Origin of the sequence: Siphonobacter sp. BAB-5405 (assembly GCF_002872335.1) — a bacterium.
Taxonomy (GTDB): domain Bacteria; phylum Bacteroidota; class Bacteroidia; order Cytophagales; family Spirosomataceae; genus Siphonobacter.
The window spans coordinates 26,524-42,334 of the sequence record NZ_NJAG01000016.1; the positions used below are offsets into that span (position 1 = coordinate 26,524).

At 37.1% G+C, this 15,811-nt stretch carries 20 protein-coding genes, 3 tRNA genes and 1 pseudogene; 8 read left to right on the plus strand and 16 right to left on the minus strand.

The genetic code is table 11. From position 1 onward, the window contains the following. Positions 1-10: 10 nt before the first annotated feature. The 10 genes from BWI97_RS27410 to BWI97_RS14420 all read right to left on the minus strand — a co-directional run bounded on the left by BWI97_RS27410 (position 11) and on the right by BWI97_RS14420 (position 3,956). A complete protein-coding gene (locus BWI97_RS27410; protein WP_146010944.1) occupies positions 11-511 on the minus strand; it encodes a hypothetical protein in 501 nt (166 codons plus the stop codon). Positions 512-536: 25 nt separating this feature from the next. Further along, a complete protein-coding gene (locus BWI97_RS14385) occupies positions 537-764 on the minus strand; it encodes a hypothetical protein (protein WP_158242764.1) in 228 nt (75 codons plus the stop codon). Continuing rightward, the gene (locus BWI97_RS27415) at positions 742-930 is read right to left on the minus strand and encodes a hypothetical protein (protein ID WP_146010946.1); all 189 of its coding nucleotides are present in this window, start codon (positions 928-930) and stop codon (positions 742-744) included. Before BWI97_RS27415 ends, BWI97_RS14385 begins: the two co-directional genes overlap by 23 nt. A 16-nt stretch (positions 931-946) precedes the next feature. Next, the gene (locus BWI97_RS14390) at positions 947-1,939 is read right to left on the minus strand and encodes a phosphoadenosine phosphosulfate reductase family protein (RefSeq protein WP_102201489.1); all 993 of its coding nucleotides are present in this window, start codon (positions 1,937-1,939) and stop codon (positions 947-949) included. A gap of 2 nt (positions 1,940-1,941) precedes the next feature. Next, positions 1,942-2,472: a hypothetical protein gene (locus BWI97_RS14395; RefSeq protein WP_102201490.1), complete on the minus strand. Its 531-nt coding sequence runs from the start codon at positions 2,470-2,472 to the stop codon at positions 1,942-1,944. Continuing rightward, positions 2,469-2,666, minus strand: a complete 198-nt coding sequence (locus BWI97_RS14400) for a hypothetical protein (protein WP_102201491.1) — start codon at positions 2,664-2,666, stop codon at positions 2,469-2,471. The genes BWI97_RS14395 and BWI97_RS14400 overlap by 4 nt, the downstream gene beginning before the upstream one ends. Before the next feature lie 26 nt (positions 2,667-2,692). After that, entirely contained in the window at positions 2,693-3,049 is a 357-nt protein-coding gene (locus BWI97_RS14405; protein ID WP_102201492.1) for a hypothetical protein, read from the minus strand. 1 nt (position 3,050) lies between these two features. Beyond that, entirely contained in the window at positions 3,051-3,230 is a 180-nt protein-coding gene (locus tag BWI97_RS14410) for a hypothetical protein (RefSeq protein WP_102201493.1), read from the minus strand. Between the two features lie 169 nt (positions 3,231-3,399). Further along, positions 3,400-3,648, minus strand: a complete 249-nt coding sequence (locus tag BWI97_RS14415) for a helix-turn-helix domain-containing protein (protein ID WP_158242765.1) — start codon at positions 3,646-3,648, stop codon at positions 3,400-3,402. A 2-nt stretch (positions 3,649-3,650) separates the two neighbouring features. Then, positions 3,651-3,956, minus strand: a complete 306-nt coding sequence (locus BWI97_RS14420; protein WP_102201495.1) for a hypothetical protein — start codon at positions 3,954-3,956, stop codon at positions 3,651-3,653. A 160-nt stretch (positions 3,957-4,116) separates the two neighbouring features. Here BWI97_RS14420 and BWI97_RS14425 point away from each other — a divergent pair, with 160 nt between their 5' ends. The 7 genes and pseudogenes from BWI97_RS14425 (at position 4,117) to BWI97_RS14450 (ending at position 10,118) form a co-directional block, all read left to right on the plus strand. Continuing rightward, complete coding sequence (locus BWI97_RS14425) at positions 4,117-4,476, plus strand: helix-turn-helix domain-containing protein (protein ID WP_102201496.1); 360 nt, start codon at positions 4,117-4,119, stop codon at positions 4,474-4,476. Positions 4,477-4,666: 190 nt separating this feature from the next. Continuing rightward, positions 4,667-4,945, plus strand: a pseudogene (locus BWI97_RS28350) (PKD domain-containing protein); the annotation flags it as partial. A 99-nt stretch (positions 4,946-5,044) separates the two neighbouring features. After that, positions 5,045-5,251, plus strand: coding sequence for a hypothetical protein (locus BWI97_RS28355; protein WP_233207863.1), 207 nt, complete (start codon positions 5,045-5,047; stop codon positions 5,249-5,251). Between the two features lie 255 nt (positions 5,252-5,506). Further along, complete coding sequence (locus BWI97_RS14435) at positions 5,507-5,863, plus strand: hypothetical protein (RefSeq protein WP_102201498.1); 357 nt, start codon at positions 5,507-5,509, stop codon at positions 5,861-5,863. After that, positions 5,848-7,575, plus strand: a complete 1,728-nt coding sequence (locus BWI97_RS14440; RefSeq protein ID WP_102201499.1) for a hypothetical protein — start codon at positions 5,848-5,850, stop codon at positions 7,573-7,575. Before BWI97_RS14435 ends, BWI97_RS14440 begins: the two co-directional genes overlap by 16 nt. 258 nt (positions 7,576-7,833) lie before the next feature. After that, positions 7,834-8,265, plus strand: coding sequence for a PKD domain-containing protein (locus BWI97_RS14445; protein ID WP_102201500.1), 432 nt, complete (start codon positions 7,834-7,836; stop codon positions 8,263-8,265). 131 nt (positions 8,266-8,396) lie between these two features. Beyond that, positions 8,397-10,118, plus strand: a complete 1,722-nt coding sequence (locus BWI97_RS14450) for a hypothetical protein (RefSeq protein ID WP_146010947.1) — start codon at positions 8,397-8,399, stop codon at positions 10,116-10,118. Between the two features lie 90 nt (positions 10,119-10,208). Here the strand turns inward: BWI97_RS14450 and BWI97_RS14455 are convergent, their stop codons facing one another. From BWI97_RS14455 to BWI97_RS14480, 6 genes are all read right to left on the minus strand, one after another. Then, positions 10,209-10,796 (minus strand): hypothetical protein, encoded by a 588-nt coding sequence (locus BWI97_RS14455; RefSeq protein WP_102201502.1) that lies wholly within the window; start codon positions 10,794-10,796, stop codon positions 10,209-10,211. A 12-nt stretch (positions 10,797-10,808) separates the two neighbouring features. After that, a complete protein-coding gene (locus BWI97_RS14460) occupies positions 10,809-12,728 on the minus strand; it encodes an AAA family ATPase (RefSeq protein WP_102201503.1) in 1,920 nt (639 codons plus the stop codon). Between the two features lie 12 nt (positions 12,729-12,740). Then, complete coding sequence (locus BWI97_RS14465; protein ID WP_199182011.1) at positions 12,741-13,643, minus strand: site-specific DNA-methyltransferase; 903 nt, start codon at positions 13,641-13,643, stop codon at positions 12,741-12,743. Positions 13,644-14,428: 785 nt separating this feature from the next. Next, positions 14,429-14,504 (minus strand) — tRNA-Arg (locus tag BWI97_RS14470). A 63-nt stretch (positions 14,505-14,567) separates the two neighbouring features. Continuing rightward, positions 14,568-14,641: transfer RNA gene (locus BWI97_RS14475), tRNA-Pro, on the minus strand. Positions 14,642-14,658: 17 nt separating this feature from the next. Next, a tRNA-Ser gene (locus BWI97_RS14480) sits at positions 14,659-14,746 on the minus strand. A 100-nt stretch (positions 14,747-14,846) separates the two neighbouring features. Here BWI97_RS14480 and BWI97_RS14485 point away from each other — a divergent pair. Beyond that, positions 14,847-15,809 carry a VWA domain-containing protein gene (locus BWI97_RS14485; protein ID WP_102201504.1) on the plus strand — a complete coding sequence of 321 codons (963 nt, stop codon included), beginning with the start codon at positions 14,847-14,849 and terminating at the stop codon, positions 15,807-15,809. Positions 15,810-15,811: the final 2 nt, after the last annotated feature.

Below are 15,811 nucleotides of genomic sequence, written 5' to 3' on the forward strand. Positions count from 1 at the left end.
GTGAGATGCATCAAGAAGTTTGATCAACTCCCTTTCTTTTTTGAAGCTGCTCTAAGCGTTCAGGGGTGTAGTAGGAAGTAAGCAGATAGGCAGAAGCACGGCGAATACTTTCGCTTGCGGCAAATTCATTCCTGACAACCCAGTAAGAGGAAAACCAAGTACGTCTTTCACACTCCTCACACACCGGCACATTATAGTCCCCAACGTATACCAGAGCGACCGCATGGGTGCCACATTGATTACACCGCTCAACTTCCGGCAACCTTAGCTTTTGCTTTGGAATAGGAAGTAAGAACACGCGATTATCTACCTTGAGACAGGTATACGTAGTGTACTTGTAGCGTTTCAGTAGCCGAAACTTTAGTTTGGGCTTATGGCGTACAGCTTCCCAATCTGAACTAGATAACAATATCTCTCTTTCACGCACGTATGGAGCTTCTGGAAAGGGATCAGCCAAGACCCAAGGTCTGGAAATAGCGTAGTCATGTAATCGACGTAAAAGACGACTCATGTTTTTCAAACAATTCTTCATTGGATTAGATTTTAAAGTACTCCTTACGTTTGAAAGCAAGCCGCGTAACCGCTAAATCCCAGTGATCCTCAAAGTGCCAATGCTGAGCACTCCGCACGATTTTCACTGAAAGCTTATTGACTGTTTCGTCGATGTCCGTCACTTCTACGTATTGGCACTCAAACCAGACGGATTTGAATCGTAGACCAACACAGATTTCATCAGCAGCGTTATTCATCTTCGGCGTATTCATAGTCAAGTCCGTCAGGGTCGTGATAGTCTTCAAAGGCATCGTCCCAGCGACCGGATCCATTACAGCCGCAGGTGGTACAATCAGTCGGGGTTAGTGAGACGACACAGTCGTCTATATCGCCGTGGCAGTGGCATTCGCCCCCACAGCAGCAACAAGGGTGAGCCATTTTTATTGAAGGTTAGTTATTCGCAAATGCCATAGAAAGACATACACCGCCGATCCGTGTCTTTTTCTTCGGGAAAGAGTTCGCCCGTTGCGTTTTTATCACTGATGTATCTTACTACATCATCAATCGAGTTGATTCGCTTACCTGACTTCACATCCGTCTTTGAAGCGTATCGATTAGGCACGTAATTAGGGGGAAAGAATGTACGCCCTACAAATTGTTCAGCATCCCGAACCCGGTCAATGTATTCTGGATCGTTTTCAAGCATGATTCTGAGTTCGCTATGCGTACACATCACACAAGGGAAGCACCCCACCCGGGAATATCCCTGATAGTACAAAGGATTAGGCTTTTGTCCATTTTCTAAAATGTACTGCATGACCTGCTGCCCCGTCCAGTCAAATACGGGTCGAAAAACTTCATCCGCGAAAGTTTTGCAGAAAGCTATTACATCCCGCTTTCGGTACGAGAAGTACACCGGGTCTAGCTTTCCCATCGCTATACGCTTTAATAAAATGACCTTCTTAGCTACTTCTTTGGGAGACAGGTTTTTCTTTACCTCTAACCGCTCCAGTTTTCGCTGGTTATCATCATACGGCTGGAAATAGTATTTAAAGTAGGTACACTGCTGGGCCATGAGTGAACGGTTTTTGCTTTCGTCAGCCCGGATACCCTGAATAATCATACAGTGGTCTTTAACTTCATCCAGGACGTAATCAATCATGGGTTTGGTCTTTAGTTCTTCCGTACAAAAGCGGGCTTTGGTGGACGGGAAACGTTTCTTACTAGTAGCCAGTCCTACCATGCCTTTGTACTTTTTACTGGACAATTCTACCAGCGGTACACCCATTTTCTTGCAGATGCTCACTACGTGGTTATAGGTCCACTGATGTTCCCAACCGGTATCGCAGAAAACCGCAGAGACATTTTTAATACCGAATTTGTCTACGGCCCAAATCAGCGAGGCTTGGGAATCTTTGCCCCCGGAGAATGCGACAAGTATTTTCATAGCTATCTTATTTGGGGCAAAACCTTGATCGGACACTCCCGCACCACCACCTCCCCCGTCCGTAGCTCCGGGTATTGCATCAAAATGAACTCCCAGTTATTGCCAATCAGCGTTTTGTAGAGTTCGACTCCCTGCGACTCGTACACATCAGGGACGCCGTACACCAGCATGTATACAATCCGGCGGGCGGCTCCGACAGCCGTGTTATCGAACTCAGACCAGCTTGCTCCAAAGCACCAGTTCCAGGGCGAAACCTCGCTTTCATTCGAATCATTTTTCTTGGCATCACTATCCATCACGAAGCAACGGTATGAGTACTCCACCCAGGATTCGTTAGCTAACTTGTGAATGCCCGCGTGAGGGCCATGCCCCACGGCACAGCCCACCGTACCGCATTCGGTATGTCCGTATTGCTGTTCGGCAAACTGATCCATACTAAACCGGGCCTTGAGTTCACCACGGATTAGGTATTCGGCCAGTTGAAGAAGATTGTTCCGACACTTCTCATTCAGCGTAACAGGTGTATGATTCATTTGGATACCGGACGATAGGTTTGATAAAGCGAATACATCACCGTACCGAATGCCATGATCACCAGCATTAGGCCAATGACCTGAAACCCGAGCCAGAACAGGAGAGCAATCAGGCCCCACCAGAACAAGAGGCCGAAAATGACACAAAAGATGAGTCCCATCTGACTGAGCCAGACTGATTTTTTAATAGACATACAAGGGGAGATAGAAACGTTAGAATTTAAATCGTGTGGGGGTCTTGGGCTGCGAGCCGGGCATCGCTCAGCACCAGATCTTTTTCGAGTTCGGAAATTTTATGCAGGGTTAACATCTGTCGGATGAGCTGGCTCTGATAGCGAATGCGTTCGGCCTGAACGGTAATCTCGTTTTGATACGCCTGTAGGGCCGCTTCCTGCCAACTGGCGTCCATCGTGGCCTCGTTGAAGTTTTTCAGGCCATTTTCGGATAGCGTACGGGTGTCTACTTTGGCTAATCGCTTTTGGGTTCGTTCCAGCCCTATCTGCCCTTTCAGGCCGTGTACGACACTTTGCTCACGAGCGTGACCTTCACGGCGGGCTAAATCTTCGAAATAGCTCATGTTACACCTCCTTCAAAAGCACTTTATCAACCCAACGATTTAAACTATACGTAAACCTTTGAGGCACCCGATTGATGAGCCAGATCAGGCCCATCGCTCCGAAAAAAAGTACTGGAATACAGAGCCAGATGAATAGACAAAACAGGAGTTCTACCTGCTGGGGCGTCAGGGAGGGGTTCATACTCCGAGGGGGTGAGTTTCTTCGAGTGGAGATTTGACAGTGGACTTAGAGGCTTTAGGCCGCATAATGGCCCAGGCGACCAGTGAGGACACAACACCAGTCACAAGGCTCAGCGTGAGAGCCTTCTTCGATTTTTTCTGCATGGATGGAGAGGGAAAGTTAACAGGGACTATTTGCCATTCTTTACGTACTGTACTAGCTCACTTTTGAAGAAGAATAATCGTCCGTGACGTTTCCGATGGGGTATTTTTCGGATGTTCCGACGAATGGTCTGCTGCACCATGCCCAGATACGCTGCCGCTTCTTCCAGGTTTAACATTTTGTCTTCTTCTTCAACAGGAGCCGCACTTTTCGTCATAATCAGGAGAGCCAGATTATCGATCTTCTGCTCCAGGATTTCAAAGGGGTTAACGCTCATCATTAGGCAGCTTGAAGTTGCTGAGTAGGAATGTACCGGATGCCGCACTGGGTGAGTAACGTTTCGTAGTTTTCTTCGGTGATGACTACGCGAATGTATTTGACGACCGTTACGAGTTGAGTATTACTTAAGCTACTGATTTTGTTTCCAAGGTACTCACCAATCGTTCTCCGGGCAGCCTCCGGAACAAGATTCTCGTCATAAAACTTATCGCCCATTTCTGTGCATTGCCGACGGGTGAGAAAATCATTCCGGGCTAAAAGAACGACCCTTTCCAGTTGGCTTCGATTCAATTTCGAAGGTTCCATAGATTAACACTTTTTAAATGAGGCACGCAGAAGGATGAATCACCGATTTTTAGAGATTATCGGTGTTTTTCGTTTACTTTCGTCTATCGTCGTACAAATATTATCACTTTAAGTGAATTAAAAACACTTTAAGTGATAATTATTTTAAAGATATTTTTAAATGTCTGAAATTCAGATTTTTAGTAGAAAATTAAAATCACTCAGAGAGGAAATGGGATTAAATCAATCCCAAGTAGCTAAAGAATTAGGCTTAAGTACATCTGCACTTGGTATGCTTGAGACTGCCAAAAGGGCTCCTTCATTTGAAGTACTAAATAAGATCTTGTCATTTTACAATGTAACCTATGAAGAACTAGTACTAGATAGAAAGCCCCATACCCAAGAAAGCGATGTAAAATATATAAAGGTATTAGAAAGACTTAATGAATTAAGTCAACAAAACATGGAGCTTCAGCAGAAACTAACCATGTACGAAAGATCTGAAAAAGAAAAAGCTCAGGAGAAAGCCGAAAAACTTTAATCCGGGATTTTTTCCTGAGCTACGATACTATACTACTAAGGCCTGATAATCTGGACAATTAAACAGCCTTTGAAAGCCCCAACTGACCTTGGGGCTTTTTTGTGCAAAATATACTAGTAAATTATTCTTTGTTGAGTTGATAACCTTTGAATATAATTACGCATGTATAATTAAAACAAACTCACATCCTATGCGTACCTACACTTACCTATTCGTTTTTTTGTCTTTGTTTCTCCTTGTTAGCTCCTGTAAGGAATCAGAACCCGCCCCAGAACCACCGAACTCAAAATTTACTTTAGAATACCTTGGGAGCGGAAAAGTCAGAACCAGAGTAGAAGGTATAATCAATTCAGCCTTTACCTATACCTGGACGTTCGGGGACGGGAGTTCATATAATGGCACTGATGTCACTCACACCTACAAGCAAAACGGCACTTACAATATTACGCTAGTAGTATCAGGGGCTGATAGACAGTCATCAACGGCTAAGGCTGCATTAGTGGACAACATTGCTACTACAGGGCAAGGTATAGTCTACCTGTATAGGATAAACAATGTAAAAGGGAATGTGGCCGTGACTGTCAATGGAACCTCAGAGGGAAGCATTACCATCTACGACGGTACGCGTATACCTAACTGCGGTGATGCTGGATATGCAACCTTTACCAGACCTGCCGGGACTTACAATATTTCTGCCAAGGCACAAAGTGGCGAAAGCTGGGTTGCGACGATGACGATTATGAATGGGCAGTGTAGTAAGCTGGGATTACAGTAAAATAATTTACAGACATATCCCTGCAAAAGACGAGTCGTATAGCGACTCGTCTTTTTTTATTTTTTTGATAACCTTTTCAATTAATCGTGATGTATTGATAAAACCACAACACTAACACATACCTGTTCGCTCTTTAAACTTCGACTGCACTTCGTCTTGCATTTCATTTAATGATGAATGTAAGCATCATGAATCTATTCGTATAAAAATTCACACTGAGTAAATTCTACCTCCTAATACTTAAAAAACAAATCAATGAACACTAAAGCACTTTTACTCACTTCAATTTTCCTTTTTTTCGTTTCTATAATTTGTAATGCCCAGGAAAAGAGGGCAATAAAAGTTTTAGAAGAACAAATGATAAGTATATTACAATCAGATGGCATATTGCTAACAGAAGAACAAAAGGCTTGTATGAATAAAGATTGCAGACCTAGATCACCATGGAGAAATAATAGTCAGAGACAAAAAGAAATTAATAAAGACGAAAATTTAAAAACTATATTACTGAGAAATTTTCTTGCGTCAGCAGAACAAATGCTAAAGGATAATCACATAAAAAACAATCTTATATTTCGGGATAATAAATTATCAAGATGGGTAGTTATATAATAAGAAATAATGATTTATCTGTAATAAGCCCGGCAAATGAACCAGTTCTACCAGTTTTATTAAATACTTCGTTCGATGAATCAGGGGGGCAGATTAGTATAGAAAACCCTGACGATAACGGAAGTAACTATAAATTAAATTATACTACAAATAAACTATTTCAATCTCAAATAGATTTAAGTTCAGATCTAAATTTTCAAGCATACTATAACGGCAAATCTCAATTTAGCACAGGTACAACTAAAGATCAGACTTCTCAAATAAGTATTGCAGCTGGTTTCTTTAAGAATAAATTGGCAACTATATATAACAAAGCTAAGTATGGAGAAATATCATCTGCAGAGTTTGGACCTTTATACAGTCTTTGGTTAAAGTATTATGATAAAAGTGCTAAAACAGATGATAAAATTATCGGGAGTTTCTACGGCATGAGCTTTTATACATCTAAAGGTGTTTCAACTAAAGATGAAATAAAATTTGATCACCAAATGAGTTCGAGTGGTAAATATCCATTTCTAAGTTATCAATTGGATGGCTCAGTAAAGTGGGGTAGTTCATCAAACATGAAAAGCTCTACTAATACTTTTTATACTTACATGTTTGAAAAACCAAATTTAACAACATTACCAACTGTTGATGATATAGAAAAAACATGGAAATTGTTAAGCAAGATAACTAATCCAATTAATACATTGACAACTAAGAATATACCTTCAGACCAACCGTTGCTATTATCAGTCACTTTTGGACCTTTACCATACCAAGATGTTATTAACCTAGTAAGTCTAGATTTTGATTACTCTAAAAAAAATATGGAAGGAAATTCAGAATATATCAAAAGTATTAAATTAATAAAAGATAATCCTATCAGCAATGGGAACGGATATTATACATTTAAAATTTCAATTGAAAGAGATGAACAAAAAATAATGGATGATTTTAATAGCATAAACAATATTGCCAATATTAGCATCCCATTTCGTCTTTTTATAGACAAACCAATAAATGATAAATACCTTGATATAAAATATGACAAATATGACCTAACAACAGAGCGTTATCCTAATCCATTCTGCGAAGTATATGACGTAATACCTTCATTAAATCCATTAGATAATACATTTAAATATAATACAAAAGTAAGATTTAAATTACCAAACATCAATATGGTTATCATAAATAGTCCTAAGCCCCCGAGAGTGATAGATCTTCTTGGACTACCGTTGGGAGTTAGCGAAGATTTGAAAAAATCAATATTAGCTTCAAAATTTACGTTAACTAATATAAACGAATATAACTTAGAATTTGACATACCATTAAACTCTAAGCACTTCAACATCAATCAAAGATCTTACGACTTAGAAGCAGTGATAGAATTTTCAGCCAATAATAATAGATATATCAGAAAACTACCGCTTAGAATCAATGCACCCAAGCAATTAATAGAAACAAATAATATTGTATCTAATATCACCTTTAAAGATAACATTCAGTTAATTAATTCATTAAATCTAAAAGCGAAAGTTAATGATGATATTACAATAAGTGATCTAAAAAATCAATTCGATAAAGGTGAAAATTTCGATACATTAGCATTTATAGAAGCTCTCAAAAAAGTAACCAACTTATCAATCACTTCCGACAATTCATATGTAATCGATCCTAAGTATCTCATAATCAACAAAGTAACAGAATCAATAAAAAATAACTAATTCAAATAATTAGGTTTATTCAAAGAGCTTCAATAAATTATTGAAGCTCTTTGAATAAATGCATTCTATAAATAAATCTTAATTATAGCAAACAGTTTTAAAACTTATGTTTTATGTTTATCTACCCATACCGATATATCTTTTAATATTAAGTTATTTATTAGCTCTTGATCAGAACCCACTCCAGAACCACCGAACTCAAAATTTACTTTAGAATACTTGGGGAGCGGAAAAGTTAGAACCAGAGTAGAAGGTATAATGAACACAGCCTTTACCTATACCTGGACGTTCGGAGATGGAAGTTCATATAATGGTACTGATGTGACTCACACATACAAGCAAAACGGCACCTACAATATTACGCTAGTAGTATCAGGGGCTGATAGACAGTCATCAACGGCTAAGGCTGCATTAGTGGACAACATTGCTACTACAGGGCAAGGTATAGTCTACCTGTATAGGATAAACAATGTAAAAGGGAATGTAGCCGTGACTGTCAATGGAACCTCAGAGGGAAGCATTACCATCTACGACGGTACGCGTATACCTAACTGCGGTGATGCTGGATATGCAACCTTTACCAGACCTGCTGGAACATACAATATTGGTGCTAAGGCACAAAGTGGTGAAAGCTGGGCTGGGATGATGACTATCGTAAATGGGCAATGTAGTAAATTGGGATTACAGTAAGTTTATCTATGAAAAGCCATAAGGATAATTCATATAATGAATTATCCTTATGCTTTTCATAACAGTATTTATTAATAAATATTATATCTTACATTCTGATTATTTCAAACTAATAATTTTAATTAATGATTATGACCACAAAAGAAAGAGAGCCAGTTTTTGTTAATTCCCTATCCTACAATGACATCTATTCATCTGATAGCAAAAAAAGTTTCTTTGAGTATATAAAAAATATTTCAGCGGAAGAATTACTATTCTCAGTGTGTTCATATACTGTTCAAATCCACAATCAAAAACTCTCAAACTCATTAGCCCAAATATATTTATATAATTTGATAGAAAAAGGTTTACCAAAACAAATTCAGAAAAAAGTACAAACATATATCAACTATATATTATCAAAAAGAAATCATCAATTTAATTTTATAAATAACACTTCTTCATTAATATTTATTCAGCATGTACTAATGAATGCTGAAAAATTACCTATTAAAACAAAAAGAAGTGCTGAAAAAGATCATAATATATTTAAAGCTTATTTGTGGTGCACTCAAAAATGGATTGATGAACAAGAAAAAAATAAATATATATACTCCTCTAACTCTATTGAAGATATAATTAAATTTTTATTAGAATATAGATTACCAGTACAAGAACTCCAAGAATTTAAAGATTTTAGACCCCAGTTTATAAAATCTTCATATTTTTTTAAATTTTGCAAATCAGACAAACAATTTTCTGATTATTTAAACATATTTCTTAAAAGTTATAATATAGAGGACTCAGACTCATATCTATATCATCTATTATTATTTTATATGACCAATTATGAAACATTTAATGTTGATTGCTATACAACAGTTTCTAAAAATCACCAAGTTGCTTTAAATTTTCTAGAAACTTTAGCTATAAATAATCAACCTATAAAATACGATAAAGATTTCAAAGAAATTAGAAATTACCCTATTTATAAAGCAAGTGGTAGCAGGTATATATATCTAAGTAAAAATTTCCTTATAGACAAAATATATCAAGGAATAATTTTTAAAATGGGAATTGAACTTGTAAAAGAAAAAGCTATATATAACAATAGTAGAATTAAGTCCTCGATAGATTTTATGAGTATTTTTGGTCAAGAGTTCACAGAAAACAATCTATTTTACAGATGCATGGAAATTAATTTTAAGAATATGGATTCTATGCAACCAGGATCAGAGTTAAAAAAAATTATAACAGCCGGTGAGCCAGACTATTACATGCGTAAAAAAAATGACGTATTTATTTTTGAATTTAAAAACTGTCTATTGAACTCTGAAGCAAAATTCAGCTACGACTTTAATAGAATTAAAGAAGAAATATATATAAAGTTTGTAAAAGATAGAAAAGGCAAAGATGAAGGTATAATGCAGATAATAAACACTATAAATGCTATTAGTCAGGGAACATTTAAAGCAATTGACGATATCAATAATAAAAGTACTATCATATATCCAATTATAGTCTACACTGATAGTTCGTTCGGCCTAGAAGGAATTAATCACATTCTGAACAAAGAATTTAAGAAACATTTAAAAAAATATAAATTCATTGTCTGCAATCTAACAATGATCAACATTGACACATTAATTAAATTCCAAAACTTATTTGAAAAAGATAAAATTAAATTAAATAAATTTATTGATGAATACCACTATTTAATCAATACTTCATCAAATATCCAAGATAGATTAATCTCATTTGATAGATTTTTAGAAGACAAATTAATAAATAATAATATTGAAATTGAAATCGAAATACCGACCATGATGAAAGAATTCATGGAATTAATAGAGAGGTTCCAGGAGAAAAAATAAATAAATAATAAAATTCATATAAGGATAATATTTCTTTTTTCGGTATAAAAACAGTAATTTTTACGTATCACATAGATAAAATAAATATTTTTAAATTTTATTTTGCTTAATCATTTCACTTGCTAAAAACGGAGCCCACTTTTTCAGATTATCTAGTGTACGTTCAGAATTCTTGTATTCAATATAATATTCAAATCTTTCATCAACTAAATCATCATCATTAAGAGCTAATTTAGTGATAGTATCATCTATTTTTTTAAATAATATTGGATCTAAGATAGTTGGATTTACACAAACAAACAGATTAGAAAAATCAATACAGAACCAATCATTATTTATCGTAGATGGATCTAATATTTTACCAACCCCCTTTTTAGTATTAAATCTAGTGCTACAAAAGCGAAAATTATTCCATTCATAGGCAAGATTTGGATTTTGAGACTTTGGAATAAAGTGATCAATACTACCTTTTGTTGCATGCCTCCCCAACTTTACAGCACAATAATTACAAACGCCATTGTACAAATTGCTCATCGTTTCGAGGGAGCTAGTCCAATATGCATGACTTTTCCATTGATTTTGATTAGGATTGGGTGTTGTTTTTAAAAACTCCAACCCTCTTGTTCTAATATCTTTATCAAAATCTAAAGGCTCGGAATGTAAATCAATTTTCAGCATTAACTGTATGGGTTAGTCAATTTCTTTGGATTCTAAGAAGTGGTACCAACGATTAAGAAAAAGATTATGATTTGGAAAACGTTTTTCTAATATAACAGTATGTTCCTTCAACTCCTCTATCGTCACATCTTTTTTACTCATTAAGCTCTTAGCTTTAAGCCAAGCTTTTTCCGTTTCTAAAGAGCCTGCATAACTTAACTCAAAAAAGTCAGACGTCAGCCACGCATCTATACTTCCCATTATAGAAAAATCTTGATCAGCTATCTTTACTTTACCCTTCTCATTAATATCTAAATGAAATATTGAATCTATAGAATTGTCAAAATGTGGTTCTAGTGAAGCAACAACGGATGGAGAATGAGTTGAGATTATAAATTGTATATCTAACTTTAAAGATAATTCTTTCGTAATAGCTAATAATGACGGCAGTATTCGTCTTTGCCATTTCGGATGCAAATGAGACTCAACTTCATCAATAATCACTACCATTTTATTCGAAACATTTTTATTATCTAAATTAGCTTTTTGTGTATGCTCGAACCATAACCATATGATTAAATAGGATAACGCAATAATTCTTTTTATCGCTTCTGAACAGTGAACTATAGCTACATCACCATAAGAATATTTTAGAAATGGCATTTCTCTTGAATCCCAAGAGACTGAACGTGTAGAGCCAATTTGTATTGGATTTGCATCTGATGCCTCCGTAGGAGCTAAAATCGAAAATATTTCAGAGAAAAGATTAAATATTTTCTCGTAATCTTTACTCCAAGTAGTCCAATCATTAATCAAACCATTGCAAATTTTTCTAGTCGTTAATACATCAGAATTTTTCCCGTTCCAAATCTCATTTTTAGAGAATAGTAAGGTTTCTCTTCTTAATGTTTTCAAACTATAGTCAAGCTCAAATCCTAAAGGATCTTTTATAGCAACAGAGCCATCAACTCTTGCATAAATACCTAGCAAATAATTTTCAGGAATTTCTTTTTTTGATATCCAATTTCCCTTTTGGGGATCGAATGTAAACACAGTAGTTGGTAGAGTTGCATATTTTCTAAGTTTTTTCATAAGTCTATATCTAATTGTTCCCTCTATTATATTTTCAGGAAAAATTGGATAAGAAACCCAAGTATTAGTAAGTATCCACCATGCACAATCTAATATAAAGGTCTTACCTAATCCATTATCTCCAGTAAATATGTTAACTCTATCATTGAAATTAACTTCTATATCTTCAACTGGGCCTGTTTTAACTATTTGCAAGTAGGATAAAGTCGCATCACTTACATCATTTTCTGGTTTATCAGGAGGTGAAGAGATACCTAAAAATCTTTTTGTAAATTCCCAATCAAAAGGTTTATCATCCAGTTCATATCCAATTCGATAGCGAGTAGGTATATTTAAATCAAATAGACTTAATAGCTCTTCGTCAGAAAAACTAAATTCCTTTAAAAATTTATCTAAAATTTCATCTGCATTAGTCTTCCTCGAAAAATCTTCCTTTCTGTATAGCCAACATGCCATAGCAAATGCAGGTATTTTAGAAAGTTTTTTAGCATTGATTACAGATGATATTTCACTAATATATTTTTCATTCCAACCCCACTCGCCAGTTCCTGTTTCATGAATAAAAGCCCCTCCGAAGGTTTGAGTACGGTTAGCTTGCGAACCTGATGAAGGATAGTCATACTTCAACCAATCTTTACTTTTCTCCGATATTCTAAAGGCCCTAAAATACCATTTTGTATCTTCTTCAGGCTTAAAATATTGTTCGAGAAACTTTGTTTCATAATTTGCTATTGGAAAATCAATAGATTTCCCAATAGGTAAGTTATTTTTTTTACAAGTTAAAAAAGTGATTCCTAAGAAAGGATGCAGGTTGTACATCCTTTCTAAAGCAAACCATATTAAATCATTTGGTATATACATGCCTTTCAGATCTTATAACGAATTTTTTTGTAATTCTTTTACTGCATGCAAACAAAACTCATTACTTAAATCTATACCAATACCGTTCCTTCTTAAATTATTAGCGACCCTAACAGTTGTACCACTACCTGAAAATGGATCTAATACAATCCCTCCTTCTGGGCATCCTACATTTAAGCATCTTTCAACTAACTCATCCGGATAAGGAGCTGTTTGTATTCCTTTTGCAGCTTTAGGTCTAGCAGTAATAGTCCACATATCTTCTTGCTCGTGCTCTAACAAATCAGTTCTATCAAAATAATAATTCTTTTTTTTAACAAACATAAATATAAACTCATAACTTCTTTTGGGTCGATCCTTTACAGCTTCTGGTAAAGAATGCTTTCTATACCATATGATATTACTTCTTAGTATCCAATTAGAATGAATCATTTTTAAAGCCAATCTCCATGGAATTCCTATCAGAGTTTTAGGTTTTAAACCTATACCCATTCCTCCACTTTTGTCTACTGCTCTTAAGCCGAATCTCCTTTTTTTACTTTTTTTATCTACCCCTTGTGATTCGCCTTTTCCAGAATAATAGGTATCCCCTATATTAATAAATACCGTTCCACTTGGCTTTAATACTCTATATATTTCATTCATTACTGAATTTAATTTTTCAATAAATTCTTCAACTGTATCTTCCAAACCTAGTTGTCCTTCGCTTTGATAATCCCTAAGCCAGAAGTAAGGTGGAGAAGTTACTACACAATCGCAGAATTCGTTTGGTAAAGTTTTTAGAACAGCTAAACTGTCCCCATTATAGATCTCCCATGTGCTACCATTCGCAGCTACACCTGAGTATCTATTATTTATATCACCCAAATTGTTCGAAACTACTTCTTCCTCTTTGAACATTCTTCCTTTTATCATGTACTAACTAGCAAAGTTAGTTTTTTACCTCATGAAAACTTATTATAAAATATTATTTTAATTAACAAATGATAATTAAAATAATATACAAACCTCAGTCCCAATGTTTTAGGGCATTGTGTTTTTACATAATTTGTATATATCGTCAGCTGATCTATCTCAATTACTATATCGTAAAGATTAGATCTCACTTTTCGATATCTGTAATTTCCCTCAGTCTTGACCGTATTTCCGGGGGCTTGGTATCTTTTATCTATACGGAAGCAAAAGGATCATGGCTAACCAGGTTACGTTTACGAGCCTCATTATATACTACTTGTAAAAAATTGATACGCGCTAGAATGGTAAAGGGATCAGTATTGTCTCTATGTTCAAGGATATGAACCGAATAAGCTATTCGTTTGTAACTTCATCACAGATAACACACTTTCCTTTCAGAAATTCTATAACCCTCGTACGTTCGATCTGTATGTGTCATAGGCAGCCACGCCATAGCTTTCTCTTTTCACTTCAACAGAATGTATCAGGTACATATTAAACTTCACATGATTCTAATGCTACCCTATAACGATAGCTAGTTTCCAGCCTTTGAGTCTTTGCAATGCCGAGTAAAGAAGATTTGAAGGGTCAAATAATTAATTATCTAATAAGATTGCAGCCCCCGTTAGCTAGTATGCTTTAAGACTAATAGGTGACAATTAAAGAATGTAATGTAGGTGAGTTTGTAGGTGAGCGGCAATAAAAAAAGCCTTACGAATAAATTCGTAAGGCTCTGATTTCCAATGTGATCCCAGCAGGACGTCGAACCTCGCAACCTACTGCTTAGAAGGCAGTTGCTCTATCCGGTTGAGCTATAGGACCAGACTCAGCCGGTTTCAGCGTGGTTCACAGAATTCTGAGAACGGGCACTGGTCAATTTAGTAGTCGGGGTGGCCAGATTCGAACTGACGGCCTTCTGCTCCCAAAGCAGACGCGATACCGGGCTACGCTACACCCCGAAAAATTCAAAACTGTGCGGAGAGGGCGGGATTCGAACCCGCGGTACGCTTTAGGCGTACGACAGTTTAGCAAACTGCTCCTTTCGGCCACTCAGGCACCTCTCCTTCTCCGTTTCGGTTCGCAAATATAGGCTCTTAAAAACCCCAAACACAAGTTTTTTCGAAAAAAAATTCGTTTTTTGCAGTTTTCACCGTTGATAGCAGTATGATTTTTAATCGTGATTGGGGACGAACGGAGCTGATTTTCATTGCTTTATTCGGTATTCTATACCTCATCTATTTGGGTCGAACTTTTTGGTACGCTCACCGGCTCAATACCTCTGCCCGCTCCGTCGCCCTGAAGTTTTTTCTTCGCTCGGCGGCCATGGGTGCTCTGGTCATTGGGTTGTTGGAGCCTTCCTTCGGCGATCCCGAACGGGATGTGCAGGCCGTGGGCAAGGATATTTTTCTGGTAGTCGATGTCTCTAGCTCCATGGATGCGACGGACATTCAGCCCTCCCGCCTGCAACGCATCAAGTTTGAACTGAATCGACTCATTACGCAATTTCCCAACGATCGCTTCGGCCTCATCGTTTTTTCGTCAGGCACCTACTTGCAATGTCCGCTGACCTTTGACCGCAACGCCCTGACCGTTTTTATCGAGTCGCTCAACACCCGCATGCTGACCGATCAGGGGACCGCCTTCGAACCAGCCCTGCAAATGGCCCTGGATAAACAATCGGGCGAGCATACACGGGCCAATGCTTCGAAAGTCATTGTGTTCATCAGCGATGGCGAAGATTTCAACGGCGTCGCTACCAAAACGCTTCGGTCCATTCGCCGACAGGGGATTCAGCTCTTTTGCCTGGGCGTTGGTACCCGCGAGGGTAGCCGCATTCCTTCGGGTAATGGGTTCATCAAAGGCGAGGACGGCACCTTTATACGTACGTATCTGCAATCCGAATCGCTGGAGAAAATGGCCGCGACCACCGGCGGCGACTATTACGAAATCACCACCGTCCGCAACGATTTCCCGAAACTGACCCAAAGCATCCAGCAGGTAGCCGGGCGGCTGATCGACCAGCGGAAAATAGCCATTACGTCCAATCGCTATTATTATTTCGTTATTCTGGGTCTGGTATTACTGAGTCTGGATATTTTGATCACGGTGCGTACGTTTCGTTTGTAATC